Origin of the sequence: Serratia sp. BNK-12 (assembly GCF_047456085.1) — a bacterium.
In the GTDB taxonomy this organism is placed as follows: domain Bacteria; phylum Pseudomonadota; class Gammaproteobacteria; order Enterobacterales; family Enterobacteriaceae; genus Serratia; species Serratia liquefaciens.
This window is the reverse complement of sequence record NZ_CP179896.1, coordinates 4,759,434-4,778,142: the sequence shown is the minus strand read 5'-3', so window position 1 is coordinate 4,778,142 and position 18,709 is coordinate 4,759,434. Positions and strand designations below refer to the sequence as shown.

The following is an 18,709-nucleotide window of genomic DNA, read 5'->3' as shown; positions in this document are numbered from 1 at the left end:
TGTGGCAGAAAATCGGCCAAGGTATCGGAGGAAATGTCACAGTTGTGACGGCAAAGACTCGAGTCATTACCGAAGGTTAAATCGTTATGATGGATATTCGATGCAAAAAAAACTAGGCTGCTAGCAATGAGAAAGGGGAAATGGCCCACGGAACTGTCTATCTGAGGTGAATGATGTTAGAAAAAATTTGCCAACTGTCCCGCGAGGCGGGCGCGGCCATCATGGCGGTGTACAACGGTGAACAACCGCTTGATGTTACACAAAAAAAAGATGACTCCCCGGTGACGGCGGCCGATCTGGCGGCGCACCACATTATCCAGCGCGGCCTGGCGGCGTTAACGCCGGACATCCCCTTGCTGTCGGAAGAAGATCCACCGACCTGGGAAGTGCGGCAGAATTGGACGCGCTACTGGCTGGTCGATCCGCTGGACGGCACCAAAGAGTTCCTGAATCGCAACGGTGAGTTCACGGTAAATATCGCGTTGATTGAAGACGGGCAGGCGGTAATGGGCGTGGTTTACGCCCCGGCGATCGACGTGCTGTATCTGGCCGAGCGCGGTAAAGCCTGGAAAGAAGAAAAGGGCCACCGGCAGGAGATTGGCGTCAGCAATGCCCATCCGCCATTGGTGGTGGTCAGCCGTTCGCACAGCGACGAAGAGCTGAAGGACTACCTGAAACAGCTGGGCGAACACCAGACCGTTTCCGTCGGTTCTTCGCTGAAATTCTGCCTGGTGGCGGAAGGTAAAGCGCAGCTCTATCCGCGCTTTGGGCCCACCAATATCTGGGATACCGCCGCCGGTCATGCCGTGGCCGTGGCAGCCGGGGCACAGATCCACGACTGGCAGGGCAGACCTCTGCTCTATACGCCGCGTGAATCCTTCCTAAACCCCGGCTTCAGGGTTTCGCTGTTCTAAATCAGTTCGCCAGCAACTGGTGCAGTTGGGTCATGACCTGCTGCACCTCTTCTGGCGTCAGGGCGCCGTCTTTGGCGAACTGGATCCTGCCTTGCTTATCCAACACCACAATGGCCGACCCTTTCGGCTGCAAATCCCAGGCCTTGCGCACGTTGCCGTTGCTGTCGACCACAAACTGCGACCAGGGGAACTCTTTCTTGCTGTCTTCAATGCTGTTGCGAACAAACACCGCGGTGCCGAGTATCGCGTCGTCGGTATTCACTATTGTCGTCGTTTGGTAACGATCGTGCGGTAGTTTAGCTTTCTTAATCGCTTCGATCAGCGGATCGTTCATCGCCTTGGCGGAGCTACGGCCGGCAATATGCTGTATGACTCGCACTTTCCCACTGAGTTGCGCGCTATTCCAGTTTTGATAGCTAAACTTATCATTAGCGTAATTCAACTCTCCCTTATCGCTGATGCCGACCGGCGCGACGCGTTGCTGGAGTTGGAAGTTGTGCGCAGAGGCTAAAAAGGGGGCAAGCAGCAGGGAAACAATAAGCAGGTGACTTTTTTTCATGCCTTCTCCTTGGAAGGGGAACGGTGCCGACAGCACCCGACAGCCTAAAGCATAGGTGGTGATCGGAGGTCTGTCCTGTTAGCTGGATCGCAGTTTCCCCTTCTGGCCGGTAATACCTGTGTTTTGAAGGGATATACTGAAAAAGTTATATATTATCATATACAATTCTGTCAAAAAGTGTAAATCCAGTGAAGATATCCGTGCAGAAGTGAACATTATCGTCTTTACTAGGTCTACTACATGGCAATCAAGTTGCGTTCTTACTTTAGAGGCTGCCACCTTGGCGGCCCGCTGAGCGCATGGACCAAACGGAGGAGAGTAATAGAATGAGAATCTTCCAGCGTTATAATCCGTTGAAAGTGGCGAAGTACGTAAAAACCCTGTTTCGTGGCCGGCTGTATATCAAAGATGTAGGCGCGTTCGAATTCGACGAAGGGAAAATCCTGTTACCGAAAATTCGTGACCGGCGCCACTTCAGCGTGATGTCAGAGGTAAACCGTCAGGTGTTGTTGCTGCAAACAGAGATGGGTTGATGCATTACCCGTCGCCTTTCAAGCCGCAGCGTTGTTATCTGCACCCACCCACCCCTGTTACTTACTTAAGTAAGCTCCAGGGGATGAGTGAGCTGGCTGCCTAGCTGCAACTTGAAATTCATAGGGAAATTAGAGCAGCTGAAAAAACTGAAATAATTGCGGCCCGATGGGGCCGCTGACGTTTCTACAGTCCGGATCAGGCAGGGGCGTTGTCTTCTGGCGCCTTCGGCAGTACCGCCGCCGGTTTGTCGCTCAGTTTGGTTACCAGCAACTGGTCAATCTTGTAGCTGTCGATGTCCACCACTTCAAACTTGTAGCCGGCGTATTTCACGAAGTCGGTGCGTTTTGGGATCTTGCGCAGCATGTACATCATAAAGCCGCCGATGGTTTCGTAGTTGCCCGCCTGCGGGAACTCATCAATGTGCAGAACGCGCATCACATCGTCGATTGGCGTACCACCCTCAATCAGCCATGAGCTTTCATCGCGTGCGACGATCTGCTCTTCCTGGCCTTGACCGACCAGATCGCCCATCAGGGTGGTCATTACGTCATTCAACGTGATGATGCCCACGACCAGTGCATATTCATTGAGAATAACGGCAAAGTCTTCGCCGGCCGTCTTAAAGCTTTCCAGCGCTTCGGACAGCGTCAGGGTATCCGGCACGATCAGCGCCGCGCGGATTTGCACACCGCTGCTCAGCACCAGGCTTTGATTGCCCAGCACGCGGTTCAACAAGTCTTTGGAGTCAACGTAGCCGACCACCTGATCGATATTGCCGTCACATACCAGGAACTTGGAGTGCGGATGGGTCGAGACTTTCTCGATAATGCTTTCTTCGGTTTCACGCAGATCGAAGTAAACCACGCTTTCACGCGAGGTCATCGACGAAGGTACGGTGCGTGACTCCAGTTCGAACACGTTTTCGATCAGCTCATGTTCCTGCTTGCGCAGCACGCCAGCCAGGGCACCGGCTTCCACTACCGCATAGATGTCGTCGGAAGTGATGTCGTCCTTGCGCACCATCGGCAGTTTGAACAGGCGGAAGATCAGGTTTGCCATGCCGTTGAAGAACCACACCAGCGGCCGGAAGATCATGATCGAGAAACGCATCGGGTTGATGATCCGGACGGCGACCGTCTCTGGTGCAATCATACCGATGCGCTTCGGGGTCAAATCTGCGAACAGGATGAACAGGCTGGTCACCAGGACGAACGAGCAGATAAAGCTGACTTGCTCCGCCATCTCTGGGGACAAAAAGCGATCGAACAACACCTGGAAGCTAGGGGAGAAGGCAGCATCGCCGACGATACCACCGAGAATGGCTACGGCGTTCAGACCAATCTGCACCACGGTAAAGAACAGCCCCGGGGTTTCTTGTAGTTTAAGGACTTTGGCGGCATTGACGTTACCTTCGTCAGCCATCAGTTTCAGTTTAATCTTGCGTGACGCGGCCAGAGATATTTCCGACAGTGAGAAAAACGCACTCACTGCGATCAGAAAAAGAATCAGTAAAATACTGTTTAACATAATCTATCCATACGTGCCGACGGGATGACGGCGCTCTTGAGGAAGGGTAGTACATTGTAAAAAAAGTAGTGATAACAACCAGAAAGGAGGCTATCAGGCCGCAGATGCGGCCCGCATAGTATAGCAGCAGCCCTACAGGGGCCGCCAGCGGTTAAAAAATTACCGCTGACCAAGGGGTTAGCCCTGGGGTGGCAAACAAACGCCGATGCCGCCCAGGCCGCAGTAGCCTTCAGGATTCTTGTACAGATACTGCTGATGGTCATCCTCGGCATAGTAAAACGGCAGCGCCGGCACCACTTCGGTGGTGATGGTGCGTTGGTCGCCCGCCTCGTTCATGGCCTGCTGGAAACGCTTCAGACTGCTTTCGGCTGCGGTCTGCTGTTCCGGCGTCAGCGTATAAATTGCTGAGCGATACTGAGTGCCGACGTCGCCCCCCTGACGCATGCCCTGCGCCGGATCGTGGTTCTCCCAGAACACCTGCAGCAGCTGCTTATAGCTGATGATTTTCGGATCGAATACCACCCGCACCACTTCAGTATGACCGGTCTGGCCGCTGCAGACTTCGCGGTAGGTTGGGTTTGGCGTAAAACCGCCGCTGTAGCCTGCCGCCGTGCTGTATACGCCCTGCTGTTGCCAGAACAGGCGCTCCACACCCCAAAAGCATCCCATGGCGAAGATAGCCACTTCCATGCCTTCCGGCACCTGGGTCATTGAATGGTGAGTGACCACGTTGAGCGTGGCAACCGGCATGGGCGTCGTGCGGCCAGGCAGCGCGTTCGCCTTGTCGACGGTTTGTGTTTTATCAAAAAATGGCACCACGGTTGACTCCTGTTGTCACAGTAAGAATTGACCTAAGACACGGCAGTTCGGTTGTATCTAACCGCAACTTTGCCCACAATAAGCTACATATTCAGATTATGAATCAGATTAACGCAGTATTTAGAGCGCCAAAAGCTAAGAATGCGCCAGTTTACTGCGGCAGTAAAATCGTAATATGTCGCGTCTGGAATAAGGCTGAAAGGGCTGCCGTCTTGATAGCGCGGAGTATGCCCTGGCACCAGAGTGCGTGTTATAACAGGAAAGTAAAATAAATTAAGGAGAACGCGTGCCACGATACCGTGCCCTGTGCTTTTTGTGTGCGCTGCTCGCGACGCCTGCGGCGTTTTCGGCGAATGTGCGGCTGCAGGTTGAAGGACTTAGCGGGGAACTGGAAAAAAACGTCCGGGTACGCCTGTCTTCCATCACTCCGGAAGAGGTCGGTACTGATGGCCGTTTCCGCGCACGCGTGGATGAAGCTGTTCGTCAGGGGCTGAGAGCGCTTGGCTATTATCAGCCTACCATCGAATTTACGTTGGACGATCGGCCAGGGCTGGCGCGGCCGGTGCTGCACGCCAAGGTCGATCCGGGTGAACCGGTGCGCATTGCCGGGGCCAATATCGTGCTGGAAGGCGGTGCGAAAACCGATGAAGACTATCTGTCGTTGGTCAAAAAAGGCAAACCGACGATAGGTGAGATCCTTAATCACGGTAAATACGACAGTTTTAAAGGTTCACTGACCGGCCTGGCGCTGCGCAAAGGCTATTTCGATGCCGATATGACCAAAAGCCAGCTCGGCGTGGCGGAGGATCTGCATAAGGCCTATTGGGACATCGACTTCGACAGCGGGCAGCGTTACCGCTTCGGCCAGGTGAAGTTTACCGGTTCGCAAATTCGTGAAGACTATCTGCAAAATCTGGTGCCCTTTCATCAGGGGGATTATTACACTTCGGAAGACCTGGCCGAACTGAACCGCCGTTTGTCCGCCACTAACTGGTTTAACTCGGTGGTGGTCTCCCCTGATTTCAAAGATGCCAAAGAGAACAAGATTTTGCCGCTAGATGCGTTGGTGTCACCACGCACTCGCAACACCATCGAAACCGGTGTCGGTTACTCCACCGACGTTGGTCCCCGCGTTAAAGGCACCTGGAAGAAGCCCTGGCTTAACGATCGCGGCCACAGTCTGGAAACCAGCGCCAGTATTTCGGCCCCCGAGCAGCAGCTCGATCTGACCTATAAGATCCCGTTGCTGAAGAATCCGCTGGAGCAGTATTACCTGCTGCAGGGCGGGCTCAAGAACGTCGATCTCAACGATACCAAGTCCGTAACCTCCAAAGTGGTGGCCTCGCGCAACTGGGATCTCTCCAGCGGCTGGCAGCGGGCTATTAACCTGACCTGGCGCTGGGATAACTTTACCCAGGGTAACGTCAGCAATACCACCATGCTGCTGTACCCTGGTGTCAGCCTCAACCGCACCCGCTCGCGTGGAGGCCTGATGCCGACCTGGGGCGATAGCCAACGCTACTCCATCGACGTTTCCGACACCACCTGGGGATCCGGCGTGGACTTCGCGCTGATGCAGGCGCAGAACGTCTGGATCCGCACCCTGGCCGATAAGCACCGGTTCGTGGCGCGCGGGCAGGTGGGGTGGATCGAAACCAACGACTTCGACAAAGTGCCGCCAGACCTGCGATTCTTTGCCGGTGGCGATCGCAGCATCCGTGGCTACAAGTACAAAGACATTTCCCCCCGCAACGATGACGGCAAGTTGACCGGTGCCTCCAAAATGCTGACTGGCTCGCTGGAGTATCAATACAACGTGACCGGTAAATGGTGGGGGGCGATGTTCGTTGATTCCGGTGAAGCGGTGAACGATATCAAGCAGAGCAACTTCAAAACTGGCGCCGGTGTAGGCGTACGCTGGCAGTCGCCGGTAGGGCCAGTGAAGCTGGATATCGCCGCGCCCGTGGGGGACAAGGACACCCACGGGATGCAGTTCTACATCGGTTTGGGGCCTGAACTATGAGCCTGATAAAAAAGATTTGCTTTGGTTTCCTGATTGTCTTGCTGTTACTGGTCGGGGCGGTGGCGTACTTGCTCGGTACCACCAGTGGTTTGCATATGACCCTCAACGCTGCTGCTCGATGGGTGCCGGGGTTGGATATTGCCAGCGTGAGCGGTGGCTGGCGTGATCTGACGCTAAAAGGCGTGAAGTATCAGATGCCGGGCGTCACGGTGAATGCCGGACAATTCCATCTGTCACTCGATCTGGCCTGCTTTAAAAACAGTTCGCTGTGCGTCAATGCGCTGACCGCGCAGGACGTCGACGTGGTGGTGAAAACCAAAGAAATGACGCCGTCTGCGCCGGTGGAAGAGACCAGCGAGCCGACCACCAATCTGAGCACGCCGTACCCTATTACCTTGCGTATGCTGACGCTGAATAACGTTAAGGTAAGCGTAGACGACACGGCAATCTCTCTTGGTGAATTCCGTACCGGAGCGCAGTGGCAAGAGCGTGCGTTGACCTTGCTGCCCACCAAAATCAGCGGCCTGTTGATTGCACTGCCGAAAACCCCGCAGAACCCGTTGCCGGAGGCGATACAGCCGGCTGTCGAGGTCGCGAAAAAAGTGGGTGAACAGGTCGACAAGGCGGCGAAACCGGCACCGGTGCCGGAAGAGAAGCCGCTGGGCGAAACGTTGAAAGAGCTGTTCGCCAAGCCGCTGCTGCCGGATCTGCCGGAAATCCGCCTGCCGTTGGACATCACGGTTAAGGAGATCAGCGGGGAACAACTGCGCTTGACCGGTGATACCGAGGTGTTGATTACCAGCCTGTTGCTGCAGGCCAGTACCCAGGATCAGCATATCAAGCTGGACAATTTCGATGTGAAATCCCCGCAGGGTACGTTGTCTGCGCAGGGGCAGGCGACGCTGACCGGCAGTTGGCCGGTGGAAATGGTGGCTAACAGCACGCTGAATATCGAGCCGCTGAAAGGGGAAAAGGTCAAACTGAACGTCGGCGGTGGGCTGCGCGAAGAACTTAAAGTGGCGCTGAACCTCTCCGGACCGGTCGGTGCGCAGCTTGATGTACAGACCCAATTGGCCGAAGTGGGTTTACCGCTGGCACTGACGCTGCAAAGCAAACAGCTGAAATGGCCGCTGAACGGCGAAGCTCAGTATCAGGTCAACGATTTCCGCCTGCGTTTCAATGGCAAGGCGACTGATTATGCCTTGTCGACCCGGGCCAATATCAAGGGGCAGGATCTCCCGCCGGCGGTGCTGACGCTGGACGGTAAAGGTAACGTTGAACAGTTCAAACTGGATCGCCTGCGGTTGGCGGCCTTGCAGGGCAATACCGATCTGACGGCGCTGGTGGACTGGAGCAAGGCCATCAGTTGGAATTCACAGCTGACGCTGAGCGGCATCAATACCGCCAAGCAGTGGCCGGAATGGCCGGCGAAGTTGGACGGTAAAATCACTACGCGTGGCAGCCTGCACGGCGGCAGTTGGCAATTGCAGGTGCCGGTGCTGCAGCTCGATGGTAACGTGAAGCAAAACAAAGTCACTGCACGTGGCACGCTTAGCGGCAATGCTGCCGGTCAGTGGAAAATCCCGGGCATCGATCTGACGCTGGGACGCAACCAACTGAACGTTAAGGGCCAACTGGACGAGAAAAGCTGGAACCTGGATGCGAATATCGACGCGCCACGTCTGGACGGCGCTCTGCCAGGGCTGGGCGGTACGGCGAAAGGCTTGCTGAAACTGCGGGGCAACCTGCAAGCGCCTCAGTTGCTGGCCGACCTGACCGCTTCCGGCCTGCAGTGGCAGGCGCTGCGCATCAACCGGGTGAAGATTGACGGCGACGTGCGTTCCAGCGACCAGATCCAGGGTCAGTTGGCAGTGCGCGTTGAACAGCTGAAACAGGATGCGCTGGATATCAGCCTGCTGACACTGGATGCCAAAGGCAGTGAGAAGCAGCATCAGCTGCAGTTGAAAATTGACGGCAAGCCGGTATCCGGTCAGTTGGCGTTGCAGGGCAGTTTCGATCGCCAACAGCAGCGCTGGCGCGGCAACCTGAACAATACCCGTTTCGATACCCCGGTGGGCGAATGGCGATTGACTCGCGCCATTGCGCTGGATTACCTGAATACCGCGCAGAAAATCAGTATTGGACCGCACTGCTGGCAGAACCCGAACGCCGAACTGTGCGTACCCAAGACCATCGAAGCAGGCCAGAGTGGCCAGGCCAGCGTGGTATTGAACCGCTTTGATCTGGCGATGATCAAACCTTTCCTCGGTCCGGAGACCGCTTTGAGCGGCGTGTTCACCGGGCGGGCGGACGTAAGCTGGAAACCGGGCGGTGCGCTGCCGGACGCGAAAGTTTCCCTGGTGGGTAACGGCGTGAAGGTGGTTCAGCAAGTGCAGGGCAACGCGTTGCCGATCGCCTTTGATCGGCTGAACCTTAATGCCGGCCTGTCCAACGGTCGTGCACAGGCCGACTGGTTGATCAAGTTGACCAATAATGGCCAATTTGACGGTAACGTGCAGGTTGCCGATCCGCAGGTACGACGTAATATCAGCGGCAACGTCAATATCACCAATATCTCGCTGGCGATGATCAATCCGGCGTTGATGAAGGGGGAGAAGGCCGCGGGCATGCTGAATGCCAATCTGCGCTTGGGTGGCAGTGCGCAGAAGCCTCTGGTTTATGGCCGGATGGCGTTGGATAAGGTTGATATAGATGGTCACTGGATGCCGTTTGATATGACGGACGGCCGCCTGGTGATGAACTTTGACGGCATGACCTCGACCATGGAAGGGCTGGTCAGCACCACGCGCGGACAGCTTAACCTGTCGGGCGATGCTGACTGGCGCGACATCAACGCCTGGCGCGCACGTATCGCCGCCAAGGGCGATAAGCTGCGGGTGACGGTGCCGCCGATGATCCGCATCGACGTTTCACCCGATCTGGTGTTTGAAGCCACGCCGCAGTTGTTCTCGCTCAATGGTTCGGTAGATATTCCGTGGGCGCGCATTACGGTGCAGGAGTTGCCGGAAAGTGCGGTGGGCGTCTCTTCCGACGAAGTGATGCTGGACGACCAACTGAAACCGATACAGCCGAAAACCGCAGGGATCCCGATCAACAGCAACCTGATGATCCACGTGGGTAACGATGTGCGGCTGGATGCCTTTGGCTTAAAAGCCCGCCTGAAGGGCGATCTGAAAGTGGTGCAGGACAAGAATGGCCTGGGCCTGAACGGCCAGATTGACATCCCTTCCGGTCGCTTCCATGCTTATGGTCAGGATTTGATCGTCCGCAAGGGTCAACTGATGTTCTCAGGGCCGCCGGATCAGCCGCTGCTGAATATTGAAGCCATTCGTAATCCTGAATCGACAGAAGACGACGTTACCGCTGGGGTACGCGTTACCGGGTTGGCGGATGCACCCAAGCTGGAAGTGTTCTCGGATCCGGCCAAATCTCAGCAGGAAGCGCTGTCTTATCTGCTGCGCGGGCAGGGATTGGGCAGTTCCGGCGCCGATGGTAACGCAATGACCTCAATGTTAATTGGGATGGGGGTTGCACAAAGTGGTCAACTTGTGGGTAAAATCGGCGAGGCGTTTGGCGTAAGCAATTTGGCCCTGGATACTCAGGGTGTCGGCGACAGTTCCCAGGTTGTCGTGAGCGGTTATGTTCTCCCAGGCTTACAAGTAAAATATGGGGTGGGTATTTTCGACTCGCTGGCTACGTTGACGTTGCGTTACCGCCTGATGCCTAAATTGTATCTGGAAGCGGTGTCTGGTCTCGACCAGGCATTAGATTTGCTCTATCAGTTTGAGTTTTAGCGATGCGAATAATTGTCTACGGCAGTTTACGACGCAAACAGGGAAACAGCCATTGGATGACCAACGCCCAATGGCTCGGCGAGCATGAGCTCGAAGGCTATCAGATTTATAATCTGGGCCATTACCCGGCGGCGATCCCTGGAGAGGGCACGGTACATTGCGAAGTGTACCGCATCAACTCATCGATTTTGGCTGAGCTGGACGAACTGAAAAGCAACACCAAGGACTATAAGCGCGAGCTGATTCAGACGCCTTATGGGAGTGCGTGGATCTACCTGTATAAACACAGTGTGGACGGTTACCCGCGAATTAACAGCGGCGACTGGCTGAAGCGTCTCGACGAAAAGTAAAAAAAAACACCGCTCACTGAGCGGTGTTTTTTTATCGGACGGCGGGCAAGAATTACTTCTTGGCGGCACGCTCGAAAGAAGCAACGATTTCAGCTTTGGCAGCGGCAGCATCTGCCCAGCCTTCGACTTTCACCCATTTGCCTTTTTCCAGATCTTTGTAGTGCTCGAAGAAGTGAGCGATCTGGGCACGCAGCAGTTCCGGCAGGTCGTTCACGTCTTTGATGTGATCGTACTCTTTGGTCAGCTTGCTGTGCGGTACGGCAACCAGTTTCGCATCTTCGCCGGCTTCGTCGGACATCTTCAACACGCCAACCGGACGGCAGCGGATCACAGAACCAGGCTGCAGTGGGTATGGGGTTGGCACCAGCACGTCAACCGGGTCACCGTCCAGAGACAGGGTGTGGTTGATGTAACCGTAGTTGCACGGGTAGAACATCGCGGTGGACATGAAACGGTCAACGAACAGCGCACCGGTGTCCTTGTCGATTTCATATTTGATCGGATCGGCGTTTGCCGGGATTTCGATAACAACGTAGATGTCTTCCGGCAGGTCTTTGCCAGCAGGGACCAGGTTCAAGCTCATGTCGGTTTCCTTTAATCAAACCAGAAATGGAGTGGCGGCTATTATAGCGGACTCTTTTGCGATTTCCTGCCCTTTTCATCATCCCCGCCCCGGCGCAGAGCCATCCATCGAATTTCCAGATAAATCCTCCCACGGCGTTAAGTTTTCTCGAGGGTTGCCGATAACTTCATCAAATAATAATGAGTCGGCGAAGTCTGGCTCCGCGTTTTACCTCCTCTACGTAAGATCTCACTATTTCTGAAGCCGGGAAGAACTCATGCTAAAAAAGATTACGGTCAAGGCCGGGCTGATTGCCCTGTTGAGCCTGATGACGCTGCTGTTGATTATGGTCAGCACGATTGGCGTCAACGCGATTAACGAAGGATCGCGCTCGTTACACACCCTGAATCAAATCCTGGGGGAAGAGTTGGGGTCGCTGGCCAGCAGTTCCAACCTGACGCTGCGCGCCAGAACCGCTGCCTCACTGGCGGTACGCCAACGGGAAATCGGCCAGATTGAGGTTTCAGATGCTACGGTGGGCCGTATCTATGACTATCTTGCGCAATCGAAGCAGGAAATGGCGCGTTTTGTCAGCGTCGGTACCGTCACCGAACGTGGACGCGAGCTGTCCGGTCGTTTGCAAAACAGCTACCGCGCCTATCTGGAACAGGGCGTTGGGCCGATGGCCGATGCCATCAAGGCCGGCAAAGTTGATGATTACTACGACATTCAGGAAACAAAAATTTCCGCGTTGAGCATCGCTTTTGAAAAGGACCTCAGCGACTTCCGCAGCTTCGCCATGAAGATTGGCCAGCAGCGGGTGAATGAAGCGGAAAGCAATGCCAGCACCAAAATTACGCTGATCGTGATTGCCGGCCTGCTCAGCATTTTGCTGGCGCTACTGGCCTGGTTTGCGCTGCGGGTGATTATCCTGCGTCCGCTCGATGAGTCAATCGCCCAGCTGGAACATATCGCCAGCGGCGACCTGACGCACCGTATCACTGGCGAAGGCGAGACCGAAATGGGCCGTCTGGTGCGTGCGATGCAGCGGATGCAGCAGGCCTTGGTCAGTTCGGTCAGCAAGGTGCGCGATGCCAGCAGCCAAATCGATACCGGTTCACGCGAACTGGCTGCCGGCAACCTGCACCTGGCGCAGCGTACCGAAGAATCAGCTGCTTCTCTGGAAGAAACCGCCGCCAGCATGGAACAGCTGACCTCGACGGTGAAGATGAACGCCGAGAACTGCGAACAGGCGAATCAACTGGCGCTGAGCGTATCCGATATTGCCAACCAAGGCAGTGAAGTGGTCAGTCAGGTCATGGACAAGATGCAGGCGATCACCGACAGCTCACGCCGTATTGCCGATATCATCAGCGTGATGGACGGCATTGCCTTCCAGACCAACATTTTGGCGTTGAATGCGGCGGTGGAAGCGGCACGTGCCGGTGAACAAGGGCGTGGTTTTGCCGTGGTGGCCGGTGAGGTTCGCAGCCTGGCTCAGCGCAGCGCGCAGTCGGCGAAAGAGATCAAAGGGTTGATTGAAGCGTCGCAGAACCGGGTGCAGGAAGGCGAACAAATGGCCGGTTCGGCGGCGAAAACCATGAACGGCATTACCGGTGAAGTGGGCCGGGTGACGGCGCTGATGCGGGAAATCTCTGCGGCTACGCGTGAGCAAAGCAGCGGTATTGAGCAGGTAAACCTGGCGGTGGCGCAGATGGATCAGGTGGCGCAACAGAATGCGGCCTTGGTCGAAGAGTCGGCGGCTGCGACGCGCTCGCTGGAGGATCAGGCGCAGTTGCTGGCGCAGAGCATGGCAGCGTTCAAATTATAATGCCGGGGACGGCAAGCCGTCCCCCACATCGAACTCGTTATTCGTCCGGGTTCTCAGCGATAAAGCGCTCTGCGTCTTCCACCATGGATTTGGTGCCGACAAAGAACGGTGCGCGCTGGTGCAGTTTCACCGGGGTGATGTCCAGAATACGGTTTTTACCGTCGCTGGCTTTACCGCCGGCCTGTTCCGCCAGGAACGCCATCGGGTTGCATTCATACAGCAGGCGCAGCTTGCCTTGCGGGTGGCTGGCGGTGCTTGGATAAATGTAGATGCCGCCTTTCAGCAGGTTGCGGTGGAAGTCGGCAACCAGTGAACCGATGTAGCGTGAGGTATAAGGGCGTTGTGTAGCTTCGTCCTGTTCCTGACAATATTTGATGTATTTCTTCACGCCGCGCGGGAACTTGATGTAGTTACCTTCGTTGATGGAATACATATTGCCGCTGGCCGGGAAGCGGACTTTCTCGTGGGAGAGGCAGAACACGCCCAGAGAAGGATCGTAGGTAAAGGCATGCACGCCATAACCGGTGGTGTACACCAGCATGGTGGATGAACCGTAAACCACGTAGCCTGCGGCGACCTGTGCGCTGCCTGGCTGCAGGAAGTCTTCTTCGGTCACTGGCGTACCGACCGGGGTAATGCGACGATAGATAGAGAAAATCGTACCGACCGAGACGTTGACATCGATGTTGGACGAACCGTCCAACGGATCCATCAGCACCACATACTTGGCATTTTCAGCCCGCTCGCCGTCGAATATCACGATTTCATCTTCTTCTTCAGAAGCGATACCCGCAACTTCACCGCGCGCTTTCAATGCTGCTTTCAGCTTTTCATTCGCGTACAGGTCCAGTTTCATCTGAACTTCGCCCTGTACATTGGAAACGCCGCTGGTGCCCAGAATATCCACCAGACCCGCTTTGTTGATATCGCGGTGGATGATTTTGGCGCCCAGTTTAATTGCAGAAAGTAGCGCAGTCAGCTCGCCGGTGGCGTGTGAGAAGTCGTGCTGTTTCTCGACGATAAATTCGCCTAACGTTTTCATGACACAATCCCTGAATCTACGGATGGGTAGCGGTTTGTTAACAAACCGCCAACGTATTCGCGAGCAGTGTAGCCCAAAGATGAACGCTATTCATAGGCAAATCCATTTCTTCTGGACGATTCTGAGCGTTAGAATGAGCCAACATTCGACGTACTCTATGAGAAAACTATGCGCATTCACATTCTTGGGATCTGTGGCACCTTTATGGGCGGGCTGGCGGTGCTGGCTCGTTCGCTTGGGCATGAGGTGACCGGCTCTGACGCTAATGTCTATCCGCCGATGAGCACGCTGCTGGAGAAGGAAGGGATCGACCTGATCCAGGGCTACGATCCTGCTCAATTGGATCCGGCGCCGGATCTGGTGATCATCGGTAACGCCATGACGCGGGGTAATCCTTGCGTTGAAGCGGTACTGGAACAGGGGATCCCTTACGTTTCCGGCCCGCAGTGGCTGCACGACTATGTGCTGCGCGATCGCTGGGTGCTGGCCGTGGCCGGCACGCATGGCAAGACCACTACCGCCGGTATGGCCACCTGGATCCTGGAAGCCTGCGGCTATCAACCGGGCTTTGTTATCGGTGGCGTTCCGGGCAACTTTGACGTTTCCGCGCGTCTGGGCGGTAGCCCGTTCTTTGTGATCGAAGCCGATGAGTATGACTGCGCCTTCTTCGACAAGCGTTCCAAGTTTGTGCATTACAGCCCGCGTACGCTGATCATGAATAACCTGGAGTTCGATCACGCTGATATCTTCGACGATCTGAAAGCGATCCAGAAACAGTTCCACCATCTGGTGCGTCTGGTGCCGGGCAAGGGCAAGATCATTTTGCCTGATAACGACAACCACCTGAAACAGGTGATGGCGATGGGCTGTTGGAGTGAGCAAGAGCTGGTCGGGGAAGAGGGCGCATGGCGCGCTCAAAAATTAACGCCGGACGCCAGCCATTATGCGGTGTTCCTCGACGGCGAACAGGTGGGCGAAGTGAAGTGGTCGCTGGTGGGTGAACACAACATGCACAACGGTTTGATGGCCATTGCCGCCACGCGCCACGTTGGTGTGCTGCCAGCCGATGCCTGTCGCGCGCTCGGTGAGTTCATCAATGCTCGCCGCCGTCTGGAACTGCGCGGTGAAGCTCATGGCGTTACGGTGTATGACGATTTTGCCCATCACCCAACGGCGATCCTGGCGACCTTGGCCGCATTGCGCGGCAAGGTTGGCGGTACCGCGCGCATTTTGGCTGTGCTCGAGCCGCGCTCCAATACCATGAAAATGGGGATCAGCAAGAATGATTTGGCACCGTCTCTGGGCCGTGCCGATGAGGTCTTCCTGTTCCAACCGCACCATATCCCCTGGCAGGTGGCGGAAGTCGCGGAAGCCTGTGTACAGCCGGCCCACTGGAGCGCCGATCTCGACACGCTGGTGGACATGATCGTGAAAACGGCCCAGCCTGGCGACCACATTTTGGTGATGAGTAACGGCGGCTTCGGTGGGATCCATGACCGTCTGCTGGAAGCATTGGCCCACAAGTCAGAACCTAAAGTGACTTATTGATCGTCGATTCAGTGTGACTGAAGCAAAACTAAAAGGCCGCTTACGGCCTTTTCTTTTGCCCATAAAAAAGCCCTCGCGAGCGAGGGCAACGGGGTTCGTCGGATAGGACGACGAAGTTTCTTCAAGGAATCAGTGCTTACGATAGAACTCGGCAGTGGCAGTGACGAGGGTAATCAGTTCGGTAAGCAGGGTTCCCTGAATTGTTATTTGTAGATTTCGGCTGTCGCGTGCCAATTGCCGTTTTCGTAGGCTTCGATCACGCGGTAGGCTTTAGCGCCTTGTTTATCGGCTTTGTCAGACAGCGCCTGGCGAATATCGGAAGGCGCGCCGGTGACGCCGCTGACGGTGATGGTACCGGCAGACTGGAGCGTATTGGCCTGGTCGTTAGTGATTAACGTCGCGGCGGAAGCGCCGAACGAAACGACAGACAGCAGGCTAAGTGCAGCGAGAGTGGTTTTCATGTTCATGATAGTGCGTCCTGTTGTGATAACCGCCTGGAAGGGCTTTTGCAGCGTTTTTGTACTTGAAGGCTGTTATCAGTGGTGCTCGGTACCAGAGTTATATTGCCCGTTGCCGGGTAACGCCTTGTACTTATTTGTAAATTTCTGCGGTCGCGTGGAAGTTACCTTCGTTGCGTGCTTCGATTACACGGTAAGCGGTCGCCCCTTTGGCATCGGCTTTTTCAGACAGTGCCTGACGGATATCTGAAGGTGCACCGGCAACGCCGCTGACGGTAATGGTGCCTGCAGATTGCATTTTTGCGGCCTGGTTTGCATCAACAGATTGTGCTGCAAATGCTCCGAAAGAAAGCATGGAGAGAACGCTCATGGTTGCAATGGTAGATTTAATTTTCATGATTTGACCTTTTCGTATTCTTTTATCAGTTCCAGTGAACTGTGATTTACGTCACGGAAATGAGTATACATCTAGTAACGCCAAAAATTAATAGTTCGCTAACAGTTTCTAGTGAAACTTTATTATGACGATCCTTATCTTTTATAACCAGATGGAATAAAAAGCGGTTATAAAACGATCTTTTGATGTTAAATTTATGTAATTTCAATAAGGTAAGTGCTTTTGACCAAAAGTGCGGAAGATCACAGTAGCTATCACTAGCTAAGCGGAAATGTCATTGAAATGTGTTGCGAAGAGAAAGAAACCTGGCGTTAAAAGTGGTAGGGGGAGGGGGAAAAGTAAGGATGGGGTTAAAGAAACGCTAACAAAACGCGACGGCTCGCCGCATTTTGTTAGCGTGATGCATCACAGCTCCTGTTCGAACAGGGTCAGGATGGCTTCGTACAGCTGGCGCGCGGTAAAGCTGCTGGCTGGGGTAACGAAAATGGTGTCGTCACCGGCGATGGTGCCGAGAATACCTTCGGATTTGCCCAGAGAATCCAGCAGGCGAGCAATGAGCTGCGCGGCGCCGGGGCTGGTGTGGATAACGACAACTGCATCGTTATGATCGACATCCAGCACCAGATTCTTCAGCGGGCTGGTAGTGGTCGGCACGCCGAGTTCAGCGGGAAGGCAATACACCATTTCCATTTTGGCATTGCGCGTACGCACCGCGCCGAACTTGGTCAGCATGCGCGATACTTTGGATTGATTGATGTTTTCGAAGCCTTCTTCTTGCAGCGCCAAAACAATCTCGCCTTGAGAACTGAATTTTTCTTCTTTCAATAACGCTTTAAACGCCTTGATCAGATCTTCCTGCTTTGCGGGATTACGCATTTTGCACCGTGGAATGTTGACAATAGAAGTGATGATTATGCATATAAATGAATTTTTATGCAATCAAAGGACGCCCGGAAAAAATAACAATGCCCGGACAACGAGGAAAGGGCAGCATTTTAACAAAATCCGTACCCCATGAATATGCCCTTTCGGTGACCGAAAATGCCGCCCTCGGTGGTAAAGAAAATGTTATTAAAATGATGTTGTTCTGATGTTGTGTAAGGGTGTAATGTAACCGCCGGTTAACTTGCTCGTGAATAACCTCGCAGTATTTTTGATTAGTGTGCGCTATGCCCTTAATGCGTAAGCTATTTAATCTAAAATGAGCGCGACATCGGCTGTTTTATTGCGCCAGTTCTCAAACAGACTGTTAAGAGATTGTTTTTAAAGGTGTAATAATTTAAGGTCCGTAACCAACATATTCACGGCGCTTTATATATTTAAGATAATAAAGGAGTATAGGATGAAAGTTGCAGTTCTCGGTGCTGCTGGCGGTATCGGCCAGGCCCTCGCCCTTCTACTCAAAACCCAGCTTCCTTCAGGTTCTGAACTCTCTCTCTACGACATTGCCCCCGTTACCCCAGGCGTTGCCGTCGATTTAAGCCACATCCCAACCGCAGTGAAAATCAAAGGCTTCAGTGGCGAAGACGCTACTCCAGCTCTGCACGGTGCAGACGTGGTGCTGATTTCTGCAGGCGTTGCGCGTAAACCAGGTATGGATCGTTCAGATCTGTTCAACGTGAACGCAGGTATCGTGCGTAATCTGATCCAGCAAGTGGCAACCACCTGCCCGAAAGCCTGCATCGGCATTATCACCAACCCGGTCAACACCACCGTGGCTATCGCGGCAGAAGTGCTGAAGAAAGCCGGTGTTTATGACAAGAACAAACTGTTCGGCGTGACCTCGCTGGATATCATCCGTTCCAACACCTTCGTGGCTGAGCTGAAAGGCAAAAAACCTGAAGAGCTGAACGTACCGGTTATCGGCGGACACTCTGGCGTGACCATTTTGCCGCTGCTGTCGCAGATCCCTGGCGTGAGCTTTACCGATCAGGAAGTGGCCGATCTGACCAAGCGTATCCAAAATGCGGGTACTGAAGTGGTTGAAGCCAAAGCCGGCGGCGGGTCTGCAACCCTGTCTATGGGCCAGGCGGCGGCGCGTTTCGGCCTGTCTCTGGTTCGTGCGCTGCAAGGCGAAAAAGGCGTGGTGGAATGTGCTTATGTGGAAGGCGATGGGAAATACGCTCGCTTCTTCGCGCAACCGCTGGTGCTGGGTAAGAATGGCGTTGAAGAACGCAAAGACATCGGCACTCTGAGCGCGTTCGAACAGAAAGCGTTGGAAGACATGCTGGATGTTCTGCACAAAGATATCGAACTGGGCGAAAAGTTTATCAATAACTGATCATCCAGCAGTGCATGAGTATGCATAGGCCGCCGGACAACGTACCGGC

Annotated in this window: 17 protein-coding genes; 9 read left to right on the top strand and 8 right to left on the bottom strand. The window is 54.6% G+C overall.

What is annotated here, in order from left to right:
* Nucleotides 1-173 precede the first annotated feature (173 nt).
* Complete coding sequence (gene cysQ / locus ACMGG1_RS22285) at nt 174-914, top strand: 3'(2'),5'-bisphosphate nucleotidase CysQ (RefSeq protein ID WP_041415176.1); 741 nt, start codon at nt 174-176, stop codon at nt 912-914.
* Nucleotide 915: 1 nt separating this feature from the next.
* Here the strand turns inward: cysQ and ACMGG1_RS22280 are convergent, their stop codons facing one another.
* Entirely contained in the window at nt 916-1,473 is a 558-nt protein-coding gene (locus ACMGG1_RS22280) for a YtfJ family protein (protein WP_400827097.1), read from the bottom strand.
* Between the two features lie 326 nt (nt 1,474-1,799).
* Between ACMGG1_RS22280 and ACMGG1_RS22275 the strand changes: the two genes are divergently transcribed.
* Nucleotides 1,800-2,006, top strand: coding sequence for a DUF1107 domain-containing protein (locus tag ACMGG1_RS22275; protein ID WP_012004917.1), 207 nt, complete (start codon nt 1,800-1,802; stop codon nt 2,004-2,006).
* Between the two features lie 196 nt (nt 2,007-2,202).
* On the opposite strand, the gene ACMGG1_RS22270 is transcribed toward ACMGG1_RS22275, so the two are convergent.
* Together ACMGG1_RS22270 and msrA are read right to left on the bottom strand one after the other, a co-directional pair.
* On the bottom strand, nt 2,203-3,534 hold the full coding sequence (locus ACMGG1_RS22270) for a hemolysin family protein (RefSeq protein ID WP_020824927.1): 1,332 nt from the start codon (nt 3,532-3,534) through the stop codon (nt 2,203-2,205).
* A 177-nt stretch (nt 3,535-3,711) separates the two neighbouring features.
* The gene (msrA, locus tag ACMGG1_RS22265) at nt 3,712-4,353 is read right to left on the bottom strand and encodes a peptide-methionine (S)-S-oxide reductase MsrA (RefSeq protein ID WP_020824928.1); all 642 of its coding nucleotides are present in this window, start codon (nt 4,351-4,353) and stop codon (nt 3,712-3,714) included.
* A 286-nt stretch (nt 4,354-4,639) separates the two neighbouring features.
* On the opposite strand from msrA, the gene tamA reads away from it, so the two are divergent.
* Genes tamA through ACMGG1_RS22250 form a run of 3 tightly spaced genes read left to right on the top strand, consistent with a single transcriptional unit; the run spans nt 4,640 to nt 10,541 of the window.
* Nucleotides 4,640-6,376, top strand: coding sequence for an autotransporter assembly complex protein TamA (gene tamA, locus ACMGG1_RS22260; RefSeq protein WP_128865492.1), 1,737 nt, complete (start codon nt 4,640-4,642; stop codon nt 6,374-6,376).
* Nucleotides 6,373-10,191, top strand: a complete 3,819-nt coding sequence (gene tamB / locus ACMGG1_RS22255) for an autotransporter assembly complex protein TamB (protein ID WP_414161028.1) — start codon at nt 6,373-6,375, stop codon at nt 10,189-10,191. Before tamA ends, tamB begins: the two co-directional genes overlap by 4 nt.
* A 2-nt stretch (nt 10,192-10,193) precedes the next feature.
* Nucleotides 10,194-10,541 (top strand): gamma-glutamylcyclotransferase, encoded by a 348-nt coding sequence (locus tag ACMGG1_RS22250; RefSeq protein WP_006317485.1) that lies wholly within the window; start codon nt 10,194-10,196, stop codon nt 10,539-10,541.
* A 52-nt stretch (nt 10,542-10,593) separates the two neighbouring features.
* Here ACMGG1_RS22250 and ppa read toward each other — a convergent pair whose 3' ends face one another.
* Nucleotides 10,594-11,124, bottom strand: coding sequence for an inorganic diphosphatase (gene ppa / locus ACMGG1_RS22245; RefSeq protein WP_004952787.1), 531 nt, complete (start codon nt 11,122-11,124; stop codon nt 10,594-10,596).
* A 256-nt stretch (nt 11,125-11,380) separates the two neighbouring features.
* On the opposite strand from ppa, the gene ACMGG1_RS22240 reads away from it, so the two are divergent.
* Nucleotides 11,381-12,934, top strand: coding sequence for a methyl-accepting chemotaxis protein (locus tag ACMGG1_RS22240; RefSeq protein ID WP_020824932.1), 1,554 nt, complete (start codon nt 11,381-11,383; stop codon nt 12,932-12,934).
* A 37-nt stretch (nt 12,935-12,971) separates the two neighbouring features.
* Here the strand turns inward: ACMGG1_RS22240 and fbp are convergent, their stop codons facing one another.
* Nucleotides 12,972-13,976: a class 1 fructose-bisphosphatase gene (fbp, locus tag ACMGG1_RS22235; RefSeq protein ID WP_020824933.1), complete on the bottom strand. Its 1,005-nt coding sequence runs from the start codon at nt 13,974-13,976 to the stop codon at nt 12,972-12,974.
* A 168-nt stretch (nt 13,977-14,144) separates the two neighbouring features.
* Between fbp and mpl the strand changes: the two genes are divergently transcribed.
* Complete coding sequence (gene mpl / locus ACMGG1_RS22230) at nt 14,145-15,524, top strand: UDP-N-acetylmuramate:L-alanyl-gamma-D-glutamyl-meso-diaminopimelate ligase (protein ID WP_020824934.1); 1,380 nt, start codon at nt 14,145-14,147, stop codon at nt 15,522-15,524.
* 203 nt (nt 15,525-15,727) lie between these two features.
* On the opposite strand, the gene yhcN (ACMGG1_RS22225) is transcribed toward mpl, so the two are convergent.
* The 3 genes from yhcN (ACMGG1_RS22225) to argR all read right to left on the bottom strand — a co-directional run bounded on the left by yhcN (ACMGG1_RS22225) (nt 15,728) and on the right by argR (nt 17,255).
* The gene (gene yhcN, locus ACMGG1_RS22225; RefSeq protein WP_020824935.1) at nt 15,728-15,991 is read right to left on the bottom strand and encodes a peroxide/acid stress response protein YhcN; all 264 of its coding nucleotides are present in this window, start codon (nt 15,989-15,991) and stop codon (nt 15,728-15,730) included.
* Between the two features lie 124 nt (nt 15,992-16,115).
* On the bottom strand, nt 16,116-16,379 hold the full coding sequence (yhcN, locus tag ACMGG1_RS22220; protein WP_048762811.1) for a peroxide/acid stress response protein YhcN: 264 nt from the start codon (nt 16,377-16,379) through the stop codon (nt 16,116-16,118).
* A gap of 405 nt (nt 16,380-16,784) precedes the next feature.
* On the bottom strand, nt 16,785-17,255 hold the full coding sequence (argR, locus tag ACMGG1_RS22215; RefSeq protein WP_020824937.1) for a transcriptional regulator ArgR: 471 nt from the start codon (nt 17,253-17,255) through the stop codon (nt 16,785-16,787).
* Between the two features lie 47 nt (nt 17,256-17,302).
* Between argR and ACMGG1_RS22210 the strand changes: the two genes are divergently transcribed.
* Together ACMGG1_RS22210 and mdh are read left to right on the top strand one after the other, a co-directional pair.
* Nucleotides 17,303-17,470, top strand: a complete 168-nt coding sequence (locus ACMGG1_RS22210; RefSeq protein ID WP_153263177.1) for a hypothetical protein — start codon at nt 17,303-17,305, stop codon at nt 17,468-17,470.
* A 251-nt stretch (nt 17,471-17,721) separates the two neighbouring features.
* On the top strand, nt 17,722-18,660 hold the full coding sequence (gene mdh / locus ACMGG1_RS22205; RefSeq protein ID WP_020824938.1) for a malate dehydrogenase: 939 nt from the start codon (nt 17,722-17,724) through the stop codon (nt 18,658-18,660).
* Nucleotides 18,661-18,709: the final 49 nt, after the last annotated feature.